The 17749-nt window shown below is 71.2% G+C and carries 15 protein-coding genes and 3 tRNA genes; 10 read left to right on the top strand and 8 right to left on the bottom strand.

What is annotated here, in order from left to right:
* Positions 1–39 precede the first annotated feature (39 nt).
* The 4 genes from ORI60_RS01750 to ORI60_RS01735 all read left to right on the top strand — a co-directional run bounded on the left by ORI60_RS01750 (position 40) and on the right by ORI60_RS01735 (position 2629).
* Positions 40–113: transfer RNA gene (locus tag ORI60_RS01750), tRNA-Trp, on the top strand.
* A gap of 7 nt (positions 114–120) precedes the next feature.
* Positions 121–193 (top strand) — tRNA-Asp (locus tag ORI60_RS01745).
* A gap of 4 nt (positions 194–197) precedes the next feature.
* Positions 198–1526: an SDR family NAD(P)-dependent oxidoreductase gene (locus ORI60_RS01740; RefSeq protein WP_266033175.1), complete on the top strand. Its 1329-nt coding sequence runs from the start codon at positions 198–200 to the stop codon at positions 1524–1526.
* Complete coding sequence (locus tag ORI60_RS01735; protein WP_266033172.1) at positions 1520–2629, top strand: ribonuclease inhibitor; 1110 nt, start codon at positions 1520–1522, stop codon at positions 2627–2629. Before ORI60_RS01740 ends, ORI60_RS01735 begins: the two co-directional genes overlap by 7 nt.
* A gap of 98 nt (positions 2630–2727) precedes the next feature.
* On the opposite strand, the gene ORI60_RS01730 is transcribed toward ORI60_RS01735, so the two are convergent.
* Both ORI60_RS01730 and ORI60_RS01725 read right to left on the bottom strand, forming a co-directional pair.
* Positions 2728–4491 carry an AAA family ATPase gene (locus ORI60_RS01730; RefSeq protein ID WP_266033169.1) on the bottom strand — a complete coding sequence of 588 codons (1764 nt, stop codon included), beginning with the start codon at positions 4489–4491 and terminating at the stop codon, positions 2728–2730.
* The gene (locus ORI60_RS01725) at positions 4488–5873 is read right to left on the bottom strand and encodes a DUF2201 family putative metallopeptidase (protein WP_266033165.1); all 1386 of its coding nucleotides are present in this window, start codon (positions 5871–5873) and stop codon (positions 4488–4490) included. The genes ORI60_RS01730 and ORI60_RS01725 overlap by 4 nt, the downstream gene beginning before the upstream one ends.
* 24 nt (positions 5874–5897) lie before the next feature.
* Between ORI60_RS01725 and ORI60_RS01720 the strand changes: the two genes are divergently transcribed.
* Positions 5898–5973: transfer RNA gene (locus ORI60_RS01720), tRNA-Cys, on the top strand.
* Here the strand turns inward: ORI60_RS01720 and ORI60_RS01715 are convergent.
* The 5 genes from ORI60_RS01715 to ORI60_RS01695 all read right to left on the bottom strand — a co-directional run bounded on the left by ORI60_RS01715 (position 5971) and on the right by ORI60_RS01695 (position 9311).
* Positions 5971–6789 (bottom strand): hypothetical protein, encoded by an 819-nt coding sequence (locus tag ORI60_RS01715; RefSeq protein WP_266033163.1) that lies wholly within the window; start codon positions 6787–6789, stop codon positions 5971–5973. The genes ORI60_RS01720 and ORI60_RS01715 overlap by 3 nt on opposite strands.
* Positions 6790–6842: 53 nt before the next feature.
* The gene (locus tag ORI60_RS01710; RefSeq protein ID WP_266033161.1) at positions 6843–7793 is read right to left on the bottom strand and encodes a hypothetical protein; all 951 of its coding nucleotides are present in this window, start codon (positions 7791–7793) and stop codon (positions 6843–6845) included.
* On the bottom strand, positions 7793–8254 hold the full coding sequence (locus ORI60_RS01705) for a hypothetical protein (protein WP_266033160.1): 462 nt from the start codon (positions 8252–8254) through the stop codon (positions 7793–7795). The genes ORI60_RS01710 and ORI60_RS01705 overlap by 1 nt, the downstream gene beginning before the upstream one ends.
* Before the next feature lie 123 nt (positions 8255–8377).
* Positions 8378–8896 carry an HAD domain-containing protein gene (locus ORI60_RS01700; protein WP_266033158.1) on the bottom strand — a complete coding sequence of 173 codons (519 nt, stop codon included), beginning with the start codon at positions 8894–8896 and terminating at the stop codon, positions 8378–8380.
* A 22-nt stretch (positions 8897–8918) separates the two neighbouring features.
* A complete protein-coding gene (locus ORI60_RS01695; RefSeq protein ID WP_266033156.1) occupies positions 8919–9311 on the bottom strand; it encodes a nuclear transport factor 2 family protein in 393 nt (130 codons plus the stop codon).
* 211 nt (positions 9312–9522) lie between these two features.
* Between ORI60_RS01695 and ORI60_RS01690 the strand changes: the two genes are divergently transcribed.
* Entirely contained in the window at positions 9523–12483 is a 2961-nt protein-coding gene (locus tag ORI60_RS01690; protein WP_266033153.1) for an AfsR/SARP family transcriptional regulator, read from the top strand.
* Between the two features lie 25 nt (positions 12484–12508).
* On the opposite strand, the gene ORI60_RS01685 is transcribed toward ORI60_RS01690, so the two are convergent.
* Positions 12509–12736: a hypothetical protein gene (locus ORI60_RS01685; RefSeq protein WP_266033150.1), complete on the bottom strand. Its 228-nt coding sequence runs from the start codon at positions 12734–12736 to the stop codon at positions 12509–12511.
* Positions 12737–13094: 358 nt separating this feature from the next.
* Between ORI60_RS01685 and ORI60_RS01680 the strand changes: the two genes are divergently transcribed.
* Genes ORI60_RS01680 through ORI60_RS01665 form a run of 4 tightly spaced genes read left to right on the top strand, consistent with a single transcriptional unit; the run spans position 13095 to position 17748 of the window.
* Positions 13095–14351 (top strand): MFS transporter, encoded by a 1257-nt coding sequence (locus ORI60_RS01680; RefSeq protein ID WP_266033147.1) that lies wholly within the window; start codon positions 13095–13097, stop codon positions 14349–14351.
* Positions 14351–15424 carry a branched-chain amino acid aminotransferase gene (locus ORI60_RS01675; protein ID WP_266033145.1) on the top strand — a complete coding sequence of 358 codons (1074 nt, stop codon included), beginning with the start codon at positions 14351–14353 and terminating at the stop codon, positions 15422–15424. The genes ORI60_RS01680 and ORI60_RS01675 overlap by 1 nt, the downstream gene beginning before the upstream one ends.
* A gap of 39 nt (positions 15425–15463) precedes the next feature.
* A complete protein-coding gene (locus ORI60_RS01670; protein ID WP_266033143.1) occupies positions 15464–16480 on the top strand; it encodes an asparagine synthetase A in 1017 nt (338 codons plus the stop codon).
* Positions 16477–17748 carry a glutamate synthase-related protein gene (locus tag ORI60_RS01665; RefSeq protein WP_266033141.1) on the top strand — a complete coding sequence of 424 codons (1272 nt, stop codon included), beginning with the start codon at positions 16477–16479 and terminating at the stop codon, positions 17746–17748. Before ORI60_RS01670 ends, ORI60_RS01665 begins: the two co-directional genes overlap by 4 nt.
* Position 17749: the final 1 nt, after the last annotated feature.

Below are 17749 nucleotides of genomic sequence, written 5' to 3'. Positions count from 1 at the left end.
CGGGCGGTGACAGCGTGCTGGTTACGATGACGCCAATGCCGGGGTCGTAGCGCAGAGGCAGTCGCACTGGACTCCACATCCAGACCACGCCGGTTCGAATCCGGCCGCCCCGGCAGGCTTGGTCCCGTAGCGCAGAGGCAGACGCGCCGCCTTGTCAGGGCGGATCACGCCGGTTCGAATCCGGCCGGGGCCGCACCATGACAGACAGGATCACCGAGTCCGATCTCGCGACGTTCCACGAGGCCGTCGCGCGGTTGCGCGCGCTTCCGGCCGACGATCCGGTGCGGCTCAAGGCGGAACGGGTCGCCGAGTCGTTCGCCCGTGAGGGTCGCAAAAGCCGCAAGAAGGTGCGCGCCGTCGAACACTCCCGGGCCGACGCGGCTGTCGACGCCGCGACCGCCACGGGGGCGCTGGACCGCCGTGAGGACGCGCCGCTGCCGCCGGTCGAGGACGCGCGGGGACGGGAGCTGTCGCGCCCAAGGCGTTGCTACGTGTGCAAGGAGTTTTACCGGCGCGCAGACGCGTTCTACCACCGGCTCTGCCCGTCCTGCGCGCGCGAGAACACCGAGCGCCGCACCGCGCGCACCGATCTGAGCGGACGGCGGGCGCTGCTCACCGGCGGGCGGGTGAAGATCGGGTTCCAGGTCGCGTTGATGCTGCTGCGGGACGGCGCCGAGCTGCTGGTCACCACCAGGTTCCCGCGCGATGCCCGGCGGCGGTTCGAGGAGGCTCCGGGCAGCGCGGAGTGGCTGCACCGGCTGACGATCGTCGGCATCGACCTGCGTGATCCGCGGCAGGTGCTCGGGCTCACCGAGTCGCTGCGCGAGGACGGCCGGCCGCTCGACGTGCTGGTCAACAACGCCGCGCAGACCGTGCGCCGGCCGCCGGAGTCGTACGCTGCGTTGATCGCCGGCGAGAGCGGCGCGCAACCGCAGAACGCCCTGCTGGCGCCGGGGTTCAGCCCGATGCTGGCGTTGGGGCAGAACAGCGGTGCGCTGGCTCTCGCGGAGATCGACGAGGCCGGGCTGCTGCCGGACACCGCGCCGGTCAACTCGTGGTCGGCCAGGGTCGGCGAGCTCGACGCGGCCGAGGTGCTGGAGACGCAGCTGGTCAACGCGCTCGCGCCGACGTTGTTGTGCGACCGGCTGCTGCCGTTGCTGCTCGCCTCGCCGCACCCGCGCCGGTACGTCGTCAACGTGACCGCTGTGGAGGGACGGTTCGCCGTGCGGAACAAGACTTCCGGCCATCCGCACACGAACATGGCCAAGGCCGCGCTCAACATGCTGACCCGCACCAGCGGGCCCGAACTCGCCGAGCAGGGCGTCTACATGTGCTCCGTCGACACCGGCTGGATCACCGACGAGAACCCGGCGCCGAAGAAGGCACGGCTGGCGGAGGTCGGCTTCCGCACACCCCTGGACGTCGTGGACGGCGCGGCGCGCGTGTACGACCCGATCGTGCGCGGTGAGGCCGGGGAACCGGTCGCCGGCGTGTTCCTCAAGGACTACCGGGAGGCGGCGTGGTGAGCTCGCTGGAACCGCTGCTGGCCTGGCTGCGCACCGGGACGACGGCGGGGGAGCGGCTGGACTTCCCGACCGGCACCGCGCTTCCCGACGGCAGGCTCGACCTCTGCAAGCAGGACCTCGGGCCGGGTGGTGCGGCACTGGTCGCACAGGCGCTGCGGCCCGGCGTGGTCAAGCACCTGCTGCTGGGCACCGACGGCCTCGGCGACGGCGCGGCCGACGTGGCGGGGGAGGCGGTGCAGCGCGAGGTCGAGACGCTCTACCTGGGCTGCAACGGGATCACCGCCGGTGGCGCGTGCCGCATCGCGGACAACCTGCGGATGTCGCCCCAGGCGAGCCGGGTGACCGGCATCTGGCTCAAGCGCAACCCGATCGGCGACGGTGACGCGGCGGCCGGGCTCGTCGAGTCCGCGCGGTCGTTGCGCACGCTCGACCTCGTCCAGACCGGCCTCGACGCCGCGGCCGTGCGGCGGCTGGTGGAAGCCGTGATCACCGCGGCCGGCGAGAACAGGCCGGTGGAACGTCTTTACCTCGGCGGAAATCCGCTGGGCCCGGCAGGGGCGACCCACCTGGCGGCGCTGCTCGCCGCCGACGCGGTGAGCGAGCTGTACGTGTCCGCGGCGGGGCTGGGAGACGACGGTGCGCACACCATCGCCGACGCGCTCGTCACCGGCAGGCTGCGGCGGCTGTCGTTGGCCAGCAACGCAATCGGCCCACAGGCAGCGGCGCGTCTGGTGGCCGCGGCGGCGGTCGCCGGTGTCGAGGTGTGCGACCTCGGCCGGGTCAAGGCCGCCAGGGTGCTGGGCGCCGAGGACAACCGGCTGGACGCACACGCCACGACAGCCATCGCGGACGCGCTGGCGGAGCGGCCGCATCGGTTGCGGCACCTGGTGCTGAGCAACACCGGCCTAGGCAGCCAGGCCGCCCACCGGCTGCTCGACGGTGCCCAGCGCGCCGTCACGCCCACCCGTTTCGTGCTGGGCAAGGGAATCGCGGGCAGCATCGTGCGCAGGCTCGACGCGCTGAGCGCCGGGATTCCCGGACGGCCGCCGGTGCCCGCGGACGTGGCGGCGGTGCGCAGCGTGCACCGCCAGCCGACCGACTAGGGCCTGTACCGAGGTCTGATCCGCGACAGCCGGGCCCGAGGCGCCACCAGAAACCACCTCAAGCGCGACTCTCATCGAACCAGACCTCGATACAGGCCCTAACGCGGCATCTGGGCGAAGACCTCGATCCAGAACCGCTGCCGGTCCTCCGCAGCTCCCATGAGATAGGTGGCCCGCAGCTTCGGTGGCAGCAGCGCGACCAGCCGCGTGATCACCTTGCGGTGCCGGCGCAACTGGGGCAGCTCCGCGTTGGCCAGCACCTGGTGCACGACGTCACCGTGGTTGCCGCCCTCGGCCGACGCCGACTCGGCGCGCAGCCGCTCCTCCCACAGGTGCACCTGCCGCGCCAGTTCACCGAGGCCGGTGACCTGACGGCCCGCCAGCCGGTCGATCAGCGCGGTCAGCGGCACGGGTGCGTACTCGCCGTCACCGAGGTAGATCGTGGCCAGTTCCAGCGGCAGGCCGCGTTCGTGCAGCTTGACGAGCCGCTCGACGGTGCGCTTGGTGATCCACTCGCGGCCCTCGTCGTCGATGTCGTGCTTCCACCACTCCAGCACCGTCTCGGCCACCCCGCCGTACCTGCGGATCAGCCACTCGTTCGCCGGGATGTCGGACGGGTCGACCACGAGCGACGCGGTGAAGCGGGTCGCCTGCGCGATGTTGTTGCGTGCCACCAGGAGCTTGCGGCCCAGGTGGTACGGCGGGTTCTGGATCGCCACCTGGGCGCGCAGGTTCTCGATCCGCTGCCCGGCCAGCGACCACTCCTGCGTGATCTCCATCAGCCGGGCGAACGCGGACTTGTCCTTGGGGCGGTTGTACTCGTCCCACACGATCGCCTTCGGCTCGCGGCCGGTGAACGGCCGCGCCATCAGGTTCTCCAGCGTGCCGTCGGACGTCGGCAGCGGTGCGCAGAGGTCCTCCACGTTGGTCACCGGCAGCGAGAAGTACAGCGGGTCCCGGCCCAGCTCCGCGCGGATCGTCTCGCGCACCAGCTCGGTCTTGCCGCAGCCGGGAGGTCCCTGCAGCAGCACGCTCCAGCGGTTGCGCAGCGCGGCTTTGAGGACCTGGCGCACTGGATCCGGGATCGTGGCGGGATTGCGCACACCGAGTGCGTTCGCGAGCCTGTCCAGGATCTCGGAGGTGCGGTTGCCGTGCTTGTCCTCCAGCCGCAGCCGCTCACCGTTGACCAGCGGAAGTGCCCAGCGCAACGGGAAACCCTCGCGGGCGTTCGCCAGGACGTGCTCCATCGTGCGTGGCGACAACGACTCCCGCAGCTCGTGGCTGAGCGAGTTCCACACGCTGAAGAACGGGCCGAGGTCCCACTCGCGGTACCGCGAGGCGAGAGTGGTGCGCCACGCCGTGTCGTTCGCGGTCATCCGCACGGTCACCATGCGGTCGAGGATCGCGAGGTCGCTGCGGCGCGCCGACGTCTCGGCCAGCGACTCGTTGTCGGTCAGGAACACACCGATGCAGCCCAGTTCGCGCAGGTCGTACTCGCCCAGCGTCCAGTTGCACGCGACCTGCATGAGCTGCGACTGGATCGTCTCGCCCGCCTGCAGCGAGTCGTCGATGAGCAGCACGAACTTCTTGCCGGGCCGCAGCTGGCTCATCACGAGCTGCCGCAGCACGAGCTCGCCGTCCTCGCGCACCGGCGCGTTGACCAGCAGGTCGTCCGGGGTGAGGTTCGCCGCCGGCACGAACACCAGCTCGGTGTCCGGATACGCCTCGGCGATGTGCGAGAAGAACGTCGCGGTCTTGCCGATGCCGTGCGAGCCGAAGATCTGCCCGGTCTGCCCGATGTCGATCATCGCGTCGATGAACGCGGCCAGCTTCGGCACAGTGGTGGTCCTCGCGGTGGTCATCGGCTTCTTCCGGTCACGGGCCGCACGCGGTGGCAGGCCATCGGTGGTGTGTGGTGGTCGGGCCAGTCGTCGCCGCCCTCGGTGATCAGCCAGATCCACTTGTCCGGCTCGGCGGGTGTGACGTGCGGCGCGTAGCCGTCGGTGAGCACGATCACCGCGTCGGGGCGCTCCTCGAAGTACTCACCGTCCACTGTGGAGCGCCCCTCCACGTGGTCGACGACGACCTGGAAGCTCGTGCCGCCACCACCGCTCACGGACTCACCCAGGCGGAACGGCATCACCACGCCGTCGAAGGCCAGCCAGTGCGCCTGCACACCTTCGATGCCGCCGACCAGCTCGGTCATCCACGTCACGACGCTCTGCGGCATCGAACCGGACGTGTCGTAGGCGATGACCAGCACCTTCTCCCGCACCGGTCCCCGGCGCGACAGCATCGGGTCGTGCCCGAGCACGGTCAGCACCGCGCCGCGCTTCTTCGGGTACACCAGCCGCTCGCCCTCGCGGAGCTTCGAGGCGAGCACGTCCACGAGCCAGCGCTGCCACCAGTCGACCTGGCCGGTTCGCGCGGTCGTGCCCCGCAGCACGCCCGCGCCGAGGCGGCCCCACGCCTCGGCCGCCACGTCCTCGGTGCGGTTCAGGAGGTCGAGCAGCTCCGACTCGGCGTTGCCGTGACCCCGGCGCGCCGCCAGCAGCGAGTTCAGCAGCGCCGACGACGCGACCGCGTCGACCGTCGCCTGGTCCAGCTGGACCTCGTGGGTCACGTGGACGCACAACGGCGCGGGCACGGGCGGGTTCCTCATCCGCTTGAGTTCGGAGTAGACGGTCGTGTCCATGACGATGAAGTCGCGGTACGCCAGCGGAACGAGCCCTTGTCCGGTCAGGTCCTCGACGTACCTCGCGTGGATCTCCGCCGGGTCGATGCCCACCGGTTTCCCGTCCAGCACCGGCAGCGTCCGGCCCAGCCGCACCTGCGCGACGTGGTTGATCACCACCTCGGCGGCGAGCGTGAACACCGGGTCCTCGCGCAGCTCCTGCTCGACGAACAGGTGCCGGTGCACCAGGTGCCGGGCCTCGTGGAACAGCACGAACTTGACGCCGTCGAGCCCGATGCCGACGAAGAAGACGGGGTTGAACAGCAGCAGGCAGGTGCCGTCGCCGGACGCGACGACGGCCGCGGTCCCGATCGCCGTCGTCGCGATCTGGTGGTGGCACTTGGAGAACAGCCACGAGGCGACCGCGGACTCGGTGAGCCCGAAGTCGAGCAGCGCGGCCTCCTTGAGCCGCTCGGCCTCGGCGATCACCTCGTCCGCGGCAGGCCGCCAGTCCACCAGTGCCCGCCGGTCCGTCAGGTCGACGACCGGCGTCCGTTTGCGGTAGCCCATTTCCCCACCAGTAGGATTCGTGCCGACGGGTCGTAGCGCAGAGGCAGGCGCACCAGCCTGCAAAGCTGGGACACGCTGGTTCGAATCCAGCCGCCCGTCACCCTCGGACGCGAGCCACGGCCCCGCTGGTCCTCACCAGTTCCGGCACCGTCCCCGCGAACGTCGGCAGCAACTGCGCCAGCACCGCCCACGCGTCAGGATCGACGCCGACTTCCGCGTGCACCAACGGCGCCAGCGCCGCGCCCGCTTCCCGAGCCCGGCGCGGGAACAACAGCACCCCGAGCCCCAGCACCGCGAGCACCTCCTGCGGAGGCCTGGTCACTTCGACGTACTCGGCCGGCTCGACGATGCCCGCCCGCTGCAGGCGGTGGGTGAACTTGGCGTGCGACCCGAACTGTGCGCGCACCGCGGGCGGACAGTCGATCCGCTCGGTCAACGCCCACCGCGCGTAACCCGGCAGCGGCTCCGCCCGGTCCGCCTCGGCGACGTCGGTCCAGTCGTCGGCGCCGACCACGCGCGCCGCGATCCGGGCCGTGTCCATCGTCCGAGCCTCGCGCAGGCCGCCGACCACTCCGCGCGGCCCGACCGGGATCTCGGGAGCCTGGCCGTGCGCGAGCACGTGCAGACGTCCGCCAGTGCCCCCGAACGGCACACCGCGCAGGATGTCGCGCTTGATCGTGTCGGGGGTGTCGAGGTGCTGGAACAGCACCCGGTTCGTCGCGGGATCGTCCTCCTCGAGGATCCACAGCAACACCGAGCGCGGCCGCCGCAACCGATCCAGCCACTGCACCGCGTGCTCGACGGCGAGCACTTCCTGCTCGCCGATGCCGAGCCGCCGCCGCACCGCGGCCGCGTCGCCCTGGTCGATCAGCGAGAGCAGGAAATGCACTCCCGGATGGCCGTTCCCCCTGTTCACAGCGGGGAGTATCGCAGACGGCGCAGCGCGGTCGCGCCGGATTTCCGCAGGGCCTACCGCCGGACGTCCGAGCAGCCCTTGACCACCCGGTCGTACTCGGCGGCGAGGGCCTCGTCGTGCGGCCGGTCGCCGTAGGGCTCCAGCTGGTCCCGGACGCCGGCGAGCAGGCGGTAGCGAACGAGTCGCGTGGCCGCGTCGAGCCACGGTTTGACCTGACCGGGCTTCCCCGGCGAGAACAGGCCGAGCGCGATGTCGAACCACCAGGGGAGGACGAGGTCCTGGGCGACCGCGTCCTCGATGCGCTCGCGGATCGTCGCGCAGGCGGCCTCGTCCGCCTTCGTCGACTGGTCCAGGGCCATCGTCTCGGATCGCCGGGCGCGCACGGCTTCGTCGTACTGGCGGCGTGCGCTGACCTCTTTGCCGACCGGACGTGGGCCGCCGGCGCGGAACGCGAGCCACGTCTGCTTCTCCTTCCGCCACGCCCGTTCTGCGGTCGAGGAGAGTTCGGACAGAGCCCTGACGGCCGAGATCGCGGCTTCCCGTGACCTGTCCCAGCGCACGACCTCCTCCTGAGCCTGTTCCAGGATCGCCCGCAGCTGCTGGACCTTCGCTTCGGACACGGGTGCGGCAGCCAGTCCCGCGTGGATCAACTGGACCATCTCGGGAGTGATGTCCGGCTCCCAGGTGTGGAAGTCCGCTCGGGGCAGCCCTCCGCTCACGCGCACCTTGCGGTTCAGGGCGTTGACGTCCAGGCGAACGTTGGCGATCTCCGCGGACTGCCTGGTGAGCCGCGTCTCCGCCTTGCCGAGGTTCGTCTCGACCTTCTTGACCTTGTCCAGCACCGATTGGACCGAGTGCTGGCCGACCTTGTCCTCCAGGGCTCGCAGCCGTTTGCGGATCTTCTCGACGGTCTCCGACCTGTCGTTCAGAGCTGTCTCGAGCGAGCCGAGGCGCCGGTGGTGCTTGTCGGCCGTCTCCGTCAGGTTGTGGATCGGGTCGTTCATCACTTCAGGCACCTCCAGATCCACCAGCCGATTCCACCCAGCACGACCAACGCCGACCAGCCGCTCAGCAGCGGCGTGGCCAGGGCGCCGAGCACAGCGGCGATCCCCGCCCACGTGCGGGCACCGGGTTCTCCGTCTCCGCGCACGACGGGGTTGATCAGGAGCGCGACGCCGACGGCAAGAGCCATCAGAGCGGGCACCACGTTCCACGCGCTGAACCACAGGACGAGCACCACGACCGCGGCTACGGCCGCAGCCGCGCCGAGAACGCGGTGGGGAAGCAGGAGCCTGTTCGCATCGATGTCGCGCCGCACCTTGAGAAGTGCCTCCACGGCGTTGTGCAGCTCGTCGGAGATCTTGGACCACTGCGGGTCTTCCGGAGCTGTTGCGATGAAGGCGTCGAGCCGAGTCCGGAGCGATTTCTGCCTGGCCGCGAGCAGGGAGTGAGGGTCATCCGCCATGGCAGAACATGGTCAGGGTCGCCGTGGTCCTGATCCAGGCCTACCGCGCGGAATAGGCCGCTTGCCGAACGAGATCACCCTTACAGCAGCGAAAACATGTCCACTTCCAGGCCAGAAGTGGTCTCAACCAGTCCATTGAGGATTCAAGCGCAGCCACGCTTCGAGCGTGGCGAAGTCGGCGTCGGTGATGCCGGTCGCCGAGTCGACGCGGAGAAGGAGGGCTTCTCCGCGGTGCTGTTCCGCCACCCGGACGCGGTCGAGGTCGCTGATCTCGTCGTCGACCCACGCGAACGGGCGGCCGTCCGCGATCCCGACCAACGCGCGCGTCTTCCAGTGCGGCACGCCCGCCTCGTTCTCCAGCGGTGCGTCCGGCAGGTCTGCCACCGGTAGTCGTGGCAGGCCGAGGATCGGGGCGATCACCGCGTTGGCGTCGTGCATCCAGGCGGTGGCCCACATCAGGTCGCAGTCCAGGGCCAGCAGTCGCGGGCCGTGCTCCGGGATGATCGCGGCCAGGTGGGGATTGGACGGGAGCTGCCACTCGGCCCACTGGCCGAGGCTGGACAGCAGTTGTGCTCCGCCGTGGGGCAGGAGGGTGCCGTCGACGTCGAGGAAGACCAGCGGGCGTGCCGGAGGCGCGATCACGGATGCACGGTAGCGGCCGCCCTCAGCGCGGTGGCAGGTAGTAGAACCGGCGCCGGCTCAGCAGCAGCGAGTCGTCGGAGAGCGTGAAGAAGTCGGCGAAATCGAATTCGCGTGGTTCGTGAGCGGGCGCGGTGCCCGGTGGGGAGTAATGGCCGACCGCCACCACGCAATACCCGTCGCCGATCACCTTGAACAGTTCGTGCGTGCCTCTGGTGGTGCGGGCGAGGCGCAACGCGGCGGCTCGCCCGTGGCACGAGGGCGTGCCCGGTGTCCGCACCTGCACGTCCTCGTGCAGCAGCGACGCGTAGGCGTCCAAGTCGCCCTCGTCCTGGTACAGGTAGGACAAGCGGACGTGGTCGACGCCCGCGGCCAGGGTCGCCGCGCTGGGGGGCGTGCGTCGGCCGTCTCCCGTCATGGCGAACTCCTTCCGGCCGTTCAGAATGCAATGCCCAGAGTTTCATCTGCCGATAACCCAGGCCTATCACGGCGCTTTCCCGGCGCTCACCGCGGCGGGAATCGTCCCGGAAGACGAGATGATCGAGCATCCGCCGGATATACAAGTACATCCCGTGTTGCATACATTGAAGAAGTCGGTCGCTGGGGGAACACAGGGAGGGGCGGCGGACGTGAGTGCGGTGCTGCGCAGGTCTGGGGATTCGGTGTTGCGGATCCTCGGGCCGATCGAGATCGAGGGGCCCGCGGGGCCGGTGTGGGTGACGCCCGGCCGCCAGCAGGTCGTGCTCGCGCTGCTGCTGATGGAGGCCAACCAGGTCGTCAGCACGGACCAGATCGTGGACACGCTGTGGAACCAGCTCCCCCCGGACACCGCGCGCACCCAGGTCCAGATCTGCGTGTCACGGCTGCGCAAGAAGCTGGCCGACGCGGGTGTCGACCTGCCCATCGTCACGCGGATGCCCGGCTACCAGCTGCTGCTGGGCGGCAACACGCTCGACTCGCACGTCTTCGCCGGCAAGCTCGCCGAGGCCAGGGTGCTCGTGAAGGAAGGCCGCGCGGCCGAGGCGGTGAGCCTGCTGCGGTCGGCCGTGGCGCTGTGGCGCGGCCCCTGCCTGAGCGGGCTGCCGAACCCGGCGTTGCGCGCCCGCGCACTGCGGCTGGACGAGGACCTGCTGACGGCGACGGAGGACTACCTCGAACTGGAGCTCGAACTCGGCCGCCACCACCAGATCGTCGGTGAGGTCACCCGCCTCGTCCACGAACACCCGATGCGCGAACGGATGCGCGCCGTGCTGATGCTCGCGCTGCACCGCGCGGGAAGGCCCGGCGAGGCGCTGGAGGCGTTCCGGACGGGCCGGCACCTGCTGGTCGAGGAACTGGGCCTGGAACCGGGAGAACGGTTGCGGCTGCTGGAGTCCGCCATCCTCGCGGGGGACACCGCCGGCGGCCGGATCGAGCCGGGCCCGCCCGTTCCGCCTCCCGCGCCGAGCTTCGAACGCCCGCGCCAGCTGCCCGCCGACACCGCCGACTTCGTCGGCAACGAGGCCCTGATCCGCACCGCCGAGGCCGTGCTCGTCGGCGGTGACCGAAGAGCCGTCGGCGTGGTGGTGGTCATCGGCAGACCGGGCAGCGGCAAGACGACGGTCGCCGCCCACATCGGCCACCGCGTCGCCGACCGGTTCCCCGACGGGCAGCTGTACTGCGACCTGCGCGGCACCCGTGAGGAGCCGACCGCCGCGGCCGACGTGCTGGGAAGGTTCCTGCTGGCACTCGGCATCCCGGGCACGGTCATCCCGATGGGCCTGGACGAGCGCGTCGAGATGTACCGGACGTTGATGGCCGAGCGGCGCACGCTCGTGGTGCTGGACGACGCGTCCGCCGAGAGCCAGGTGATCCCGCTGCTGCCCGGCAGCAACACGTGTGCCGTGCTGGTGACCAGCCGGTCGCGGCTCACCGGCGTGCCGGGTGCGCGTCAGGTCGAGGTCGAGGTGTTCGACGCGGCGCAGTCGCTCGACCTGCTGGGCCGGGTCATCGGTGGCGAACGGGTCGCGCGGGAACCCGAGGCCGCGGCGGCGCTCGTGCGGACCGTCGGCGGGTTGCCGCTGGCGTTGCGGATCATCGCGGCCCGGCTGGCGGCACGGCCGCACTGGTCGCTCGCGTCGATGGTGCACCGGCTGGCCAGCGAACGGCACCGGCTCGACGAGCTGGCGCACGGCGAGATGACCATCCGGGCGAGCCTTTCCCTGACCCACAACGGAATGGACCGCCGTTCGCGGACCCTGTTCGGCCTGCTCGGCCTCGGCGAGGGCCCGGAGCTGCCCGGCTGGGTCGCGGGCGCGGTGCTCGACGACGACTCCCGGTACCCGTCGGATCTGCTGGAACCGTTGGTGGACGTGCAGATGCTCGACGTCACCACGGTCGAGCGCACCGGCGAGTTCCGCTACCGCTACCAGGACATCGTGCGGCTGTTCGCCCTCGAGAAGCTGAACGCCGAGGTGCCGCCGGACATGCGGCGGCGCGCGGTGGAACGTCTCCTCGGCGGCTGGCTGGCGCTGGCGGAGCAGGCCCACCGCTCCATCTACGGCGGCGACTACGCGGTGCTGCACGGCACCGCGCTGCGGTGGCTGCCGCCGTCGACCTACGTGCAGCAGGTGAGCGCCGATCCGCTGGAGTGGCTGGACGGCGAGCAGGCCAACCTGTGCGCGGCGATCAGCCAGGCCGCCGACGCCGGGTTCGACGAGGCCTGCTGGGACCTCGCCGTCACCGCCGCGACGCTGTTCGAGTCGCACGGCTACCTGGACGACTGGGAGAAGACGCACGAGAAGGCGCTGCAGGCCACCCGCGCCGCCGGGAACGCCCGCGGGACGGCGGCGGTGCTGAGCTCACTGGGCACGCTGTACATCAACCGCGGCCAGCCCACCCGCGCACACGAGGCGCTGACGACGGCACTGACGACGTTCCAGGAGCTGGACGACCCGCGCGGCCTCGCGCTCTGCCGCCGCGACCTCGGCCTGCTCGCGCGCTGGGCGGGTGACGACGACGAGGCGCTCGTCCTCTACGCGGACGCCATGCGCGACCTCGACCGGGCGAAGGACCTCGTCGGCAGGGGCATCGTCCTGACCCACCAGACGGACGTCCTGTGCCGGCGCGGCCGGACCGACGAGGCCACGGCACAGCTGCTCGAAGCGATCATGATCTTCGAGGGGGCGGGCTACCGCAACGGGATCCCGCACGCGCTGCGGCGGATCGGTCAGGTGCAGGTGCGGGCGGGCAGGCACCAGGACGCGCTCGTCACGTTCACGCGGGTGCTCGGCATGGTGCGCGAGAGCCGTGACGTGATCGGGGAAGGGCATCTGCTGCGCAACCTCGGCGAGGTGAACGCGAGGCTCGGTCAGGACCGCGACGCGAAGGCGTACTTCGAGCAGGCGCTGGTGGCGCGGGAACGGATCATGGACCACGTCGGCGCGGCGGCGATCCGGGTGGACCTGGCACCGGTGCTCGCACGCCTCGGCGACTCGAACCGGGCGTCGGAGCTCGTGCTGCACGCGGTGCGGATCTTCGGCGACCGCGGGATGGAGCGGGAGCGGGTGGCGGCCGAGGAGGCGCTCACCGTTCTGGCTGCGGGGCGGTAGTCCCAGAGCAGCCGGCGACGAACCGTCAGTTCCACGGGTTGCTGGCGGGCGTGCCGTTCCAGGGGTTGCTGTCGGCCGGCGCACCGTTCCACGGGTTGCTGTCGTCCTGCACCGAGTTCCACGGGTTGCTCTCCGCCGCGACCTGCGCGGGGCCGGCCTGGGCGTCCGTGCCGACGATCGCGGCGCCCAGGCCGAACACGAGGGCGGCACCGGCGACGGCGGTGGCGATCCGGGCGAACGCGGCGTGCTCCATGAGATTCTCCTGGGTGTTCTGCGTGGTGTTTCAGCGGTTATTTCCGGCTGATGTCCCCAACGCTATTGGCGGCGATAATCCCGTCCCTATCTCGACGGCAATCCCGGCGCTATCACGACCGGCAGTTTTGTCCAGCGTGTGATAGTGGACGGCATATCCGCAGCTCAGAGCCGTTCTGGCTGTGTCGGGCAACGAGTCTGAGCGCGAATTATCCGAGTGGATTGCTCTGAGATGCCGCCGAGATAGCGGGATATCCGAGATTGGTGTCTGTCCAGCCAAGGCAGCCCAGGAAAAACCGTCTCGGAGGAATGATGTCCGCCAGCGATCATCGACCGACAGTCCCCGCCGGGATCCTCCGGTGACCGCGGTGCCCCAGGTGGACGACCCCGGCGTGACGGCCGAGGCCCCGCGCACCCTGTGGCGTGACCGCCGGGCGTTGGGCTGGGCGTTCGCCACCGGCGTCTCGGCGGTCGGCGACGAGATCTGGTACGTCGCCCTCGCGTTCACCGCCGCACAGCTCGGCAACGCCGGGCTGGCCGGCCTGGTCCTGGCCTGTGCCACCATCCCGCGCGCCCTGCTGACGATCGTCGGCGGCGCGCTCACCGACCGCTTCGACGCCCGCCGCATGATGATCGGCGCGGACGTGGCCCGGATCGCCGTCCTCGCGGTGGCACTGACCGTGCTCGCCGCGACCGGGGTGTCCGCGGGCCTGCTCATGGTCGTCGGACTGCTCTTCGGTGTGGCCGACGCGTTCTACGGACCCGCGGCCGGCGCGTTCCCCCGGCAGCTGGTGCGCAGGACCGAACTGGTCCGGTTGTCCGCCTTGCGCCAGCTGCTCGACCGGCTGGCCGGCGTGCTCGGCGCACCGCTGGGCGGACTCGTGCTCGTGGCGTGGGGACTGGGCGGCGCGATGCTGCTCGACCTCATCTCGTTCGCGGTGGTCTTCGTGGTGCTCGTCGCGGTCCGGCCGCGGTGGCCGCTGGCGCGGTCCACCGGCAGCACGATCCGCGCCGACATCCGCGACGGGCTCGACCACCTGAGGCTGACGCCGAAGGTCCGCGACCTCGTGATCACGTTGTCCGGCCTCAACGTCTTCGTCAGCCCGGTGGTCGCGGTCGGGCTCGCACTGCACGCCGTGGGCCGCGGCTGGGGCGGCGTCGGCCTGGGCTGGCTGACCGCCGCGATGGGCGGCGGTGCGGCGATCGGCACCCTCATCGCCCTGAAGTGGCGCCCGGAACGACCGCTGCGCGCCGCGGTGCTGCTGCTGTTCGGCCAAGCCGCGTCACTCGGTCTCGTCGGCAACGCGGGCTACGCGGCGACGCTCGCCGGGATGGCCGTGGTCGGCGTCGTCGCGGGACTGGCCTCACCGATGCTGTCCGGCGCCTTCCAGGCGACCGTCGACGAGGAGTACATCGGCCGTGTCGGCTCGGTGCTCACGCTCACCGACGACGCGCTGACCCCTCTCACCATGGTCGGTTTCGGCCTCCTCGCCCAACTGCTCGGCCTCGGTACCGCCGCACTGCTGTTCGCCGGCGGCTTCATCGCGCTGCTGCTCTACGCCTTCTCCCGCCCACACGTGCGGGACCTGCGGATCCCGGACGAAAGGAACTCCTGATGACCACGCAGCTCAGCTCGCCCGCCACCAGCAACCCTGGCCACGGCGACGCTTTCACCGACCACATGGTCAGCCTCTCCTGGAACGCCGTCGACGGCTGGCACGACCGCCGCGTCGGCCCGCTGGAGCCGCTGCCGCTGCACCCGGCGACGATCGGCCTGCACTACGCCCAGGTGATCTTCGAGGGACTCAAGGCGCACCGCGGCCCCGACGGCTCGGTGTCGGTGTTCCGCCCCGACCGCAACGCGCTGCGGTTCCAGAGCTCCGCCCGCCGGCTGGCGATGCCGGAGCTGCCGGTGGAGGACTTCCTGTCCGCGATCGACGACCTGGTGCTGCTGGACGGCGCCGGCCTGCCCGACGACCCGTCGATCAGCCTCTACCTGCGGCCGCTGATGTTCGCGACGGACCCGAACCTGATGCTGCGCCCGTCCGACGAGTACCGGTTCCTGCTGATGGCGTTCGTCGCCGGCGGCTTCTTCGGGGACAAGGCCCTCGAACCGGTCTCGGTGCTGATCAGCCGCGAGCACAGCCGCGCCGTCCTGGGCGGCACCGGCGACGTCAAGTGCGCCGCGAACTACGGCCCGTCGTTCGTCGCGCAGAACCTCGCCCGCCAGGCGGGGTGCCAGCAGGTCGTGTGGCTCGACGCCGCCGAGCACCGGTGGGTCGAGGAGATGGGCGGGATGAACCTGTTCTTCGTGCGCCGCACCGGTTCCGGCACCGAGGTGGTCACGCCGGGGCTGACCGGCACGCTGCTGCCCGGCGTCACCCGCGAGTCGCTGCTCGTGCTGGCGGACCGGATCGGTCACACCGTCCGCGAGGAGCGGATCTCGGTGGACCAGTGGCGCGAGGAGTGCGCGGCGGGCCTGATCACGGAGGTCTTCGCCTGCGGCACGGCGGCCGTGGTGACGCCGGTCGGCACCGTGCGCGACCGCGACGGCGACTGGGTGATCGGCGACGGCACCGCCGGACCGGTGACCCGCGAGCTGCGCCAGGCGCTGGTCGACACGCAGCGCGGCGTCCTGCCCGACCCCGGTGGCTGGCGGCGCGTGATCGTCCCCGCGTCCGGCCTCTGACAGTCCCGATCACGAAGAACCAAGGGTGGGAAGAAAAACATGGAGCACGCAACGAGTGTCGTGGTCGAGCCTGCCGCCGACCGGCGTCCGCCGCCACTGGCCGAGCACCTGAACTCGGACACCACCAGGGCCGCGATGCTGATCCAGCAGGAGGTGCTCGGCGCCGCCAGGGCCTTCCTGCGCGGTGAGGGTTTCGTCGAGTTGCTGCCGCCGGTCATCGGCCCGGTGACCGACCCCGGGGCACGCGGTTCCAAGCAGGTCGACGTCGACTACTACGGCCACAAGTACAAGGTCATGAGCAGCGGCATCCTCTACAAGCAGGCGTCGCTGCTGACGTTCGACAAGCTGTTCTACATCGCGCCGAACGTCCGCGCCGAACCGGTCGAGACGTGCAACACCCAGCGCCACCTCGCGGAGTTCCACCAGATCGACGTGGAGATCGCGAACGGCACCCGCGCCGACGCGATGGGCGTGGCGGAACGGCTGCTGACGTACGTGGTGCGGCACGCGCTGACCGCCGTGCCCGAGCAGTTCGAGCTCCTCGGGCGCGACCCGCTGGCGTTCGCCTGGCTGCTGGCCGGACAGTTCGGCGTGCTCAGCCACCGCGAGGCGGTCGACGAGCTGCACCTGCTCGGCCACCCGCAGAGCCCCGACGCCGAGATCGCCTGGACCGGCGAGGAACTGCTGTCCCGGCAGAAGGACCGCCCGTTCTTCGTCACCGACTACCCGAAGGGCTCGCGCGGCTTCTACGACCGGGAGAGCACCACCGAACCGGGCCGGCTGCGCAACTTCGACCTGCTCGCCCCCGAGGGCTACGGCGAGCTCGTCAGCGGCAGCGAACGCGAGTCCGACTACGCCACGATCGTCACGCGGATGCGGGAGACCGGCGAGAACCCGGCGAAGTACCGCTGGTACCTCGACGTCATGCGCCAGGGCGTGCCGCGCAGCGCCGGGTTCGGCATGGGACTGGAGCGGCTCAACCGGTTCCTCACCGGGCTGGACGCGGTGTGGCAGGTCAACGCGTACCCGAAGGTGCCAGGGGAGATGGCGCCGTGAGGGCGGGCGGATTCCCCGAGGAGCAGGTGCGGGCCCGTGCCCGCACCGGTGCGGCGGAGGCGTTCCCGCCCGTCGAGTCCTACGGCCACGAGGTGTTCGGCCAGAACTCCTCCGGTGCCCAGGTCGCGGCGGACGAGCTCGACGCGGCCAGGCTGGTGCCGCCGGTGTTCATGCCGCTGCGGCTGGAGAAGCTGATCGACCTCGGCCGCGAGCCGCTGCAGTCCGATGTGGACCTGACGACCGCGGTCGGCGGTTTCACCTCGGCGCTGCCGGTGTTCCTGTCCGCGTTCGGTTCCACGCGGATCGGCAGCTCCGAGGTGTCGGTCGCGGCCAGCAGGCAGGCGGGCGCGCTGGGCATCCCGATGGTGATCGGCGAGAACGTCGTGCCCGTCACCGGCTACCGGCGTGAGCCGGCCGCCACGACCGGAATGCTCGCCAGGGTCCGCGCCTACCTCGACGAGGCCGGTCCGTCGCTCGGCGGGGTCGTGGTGCAGCAGAGCACCGAGGACGCGGACGCCGAGGTGTGGAACCTCGTCTACAGCGATCCCGCCGCGGAACCGCTGCTCGCCAGCGGAAGGCTCGGCTTCGAGCTCAAGGTCGGCCAGGGCGCGAAGCCCGGCCTCGGCGGCCTCACGGTGCTTGACCGCGACACGGCCGCGAGGGTGTCCGACCAGTTCGCCATCGACGACCTGTGGTCCGGTCCCGGGGTGCTGCGCTCGGGCAGTCCGGGCACCTTCACCGACGAGATCCTGCGCCAGCAGATCCGGTTCATGCGCAACAACTTCCCGCGCGCCCGGATCTGGGTGAAGCTGCACCCCGGCCGGGACGTCGCCCAGGCCGCGGCGTGCGCGTGGGAGGCCGGCGCGGACGCGGTGACCGTGGACGGCGCCGAAGGCGGCACCGGGTGGGCGCCCCGCGCGTTCCTCGACCACGTCGGACTGCCGCTGGCCGAGTGCCTGCGGCGGATCGGCACGCCGTCGGGCTGCCTGCTGGCCACCGGCCGGATGTGGGAGGGCGGGCGCGCTGTCAAGGCGCTCGCGCTCGGTGCCACCGCCGTCGGGCTCGGCCGTGCCGCGCTCACCGCCGTGGACACCGATCCCGAGCACGGTCTGCGCAGGCTCGTCGAGTGCCTCGCCTTCGAGGTCCAGCTGCTCACCAGCGCCCTGGGCAAGTACACGCCCGCCGCGCTGAGCGGCGAGGACGTCTGGTTCCCCGGCCGGTCCGGTGCCGCCGACCCCGCACCCCGTCATCGAGAAAGCCTGACCTGAC

It is taken from the genome of Lentzea sp. NEAU-D7, assembly GCF_026242055.1.
Lineage (GTDB): Bacteria > Actinomycetota > Actinomycetes > Mycobacteriales > Pseudonocardiaceae > Lentzea.
This window is presented reverse-complemented; position numbering and strand designations above follow the sequence as displayed.

What these genes read in the sequence shown, in the direction of transcription:
- ORI60_RS01740 (WP_266033175.1), top strand. Translation starts at nt 198, where the DNA reads ATGACAGACAGGATCACCGAGTCCGATCTCGCGACGTTCCACGAGGCC.
- ORI60_RS01730 (WP_266033169.1), bottom strand. Translation starts at nt 4,491, where the DNA reads ATGACCACCGCGAGGACCACCACTGTGCCGAAGCTGGCCGCGTTCATC.
- ORI60_RS01725 (WP_266033165.1), bottom strand. Translation starts at nt 5,873, where the DNA reads ATGGGCTACCGCAAACGGACGCCGGTCGTCGACCTGACGGACCGGCGG.
- ORI60_RS01710 (WP_266033161.1), bottom strand. Translation starts at nt 7,793, where the DNA reads ATGAACGACCCGATCCACAACCTGACGGAGACGGCCGACAAGCACCAC.
- ORI60_RS01705 (WP_266033160.1), bottom strand. Translation starts at nt 8,254, where the DNA reads ATGGCGGATGACCCTCACTCCCTGCTCGCGGCCAGGCAGAAATCGCTC.
- ORI60_RS01695 (WP_266033156.1), bottom strand. Translation starts at nt 9,311, where the DNA reads ATGACGGGAGACGGCCGACGCACGCCCCCCAGCGCGGCGACCCTGGCC.
- ORI60_RS01685 (WP_266033150.1), bottom strand. Translation starts at nt 12,736, where the DNA reads ATGGAGCACGCCGCGTTCGCCCGGATCGCCACCGCCGTCGCCGGTGCC.
- ORI60_RS01675 (WP_266033145.1), top strand. Translation starts at nt 14,351, where the DNA reads ATGACCACGCAGCTCAGCTCGCCCGCCACCAGCAACCCTGGCCACGGC.
- ORI60_RS01670 (WP_266033143.1), top strand. Translation starts at nt 15,464, where the DNA reads ATGGAGCACGCAACGAGTGTCGTGGTCGAGCCTGCCGCCGACCGGCGT.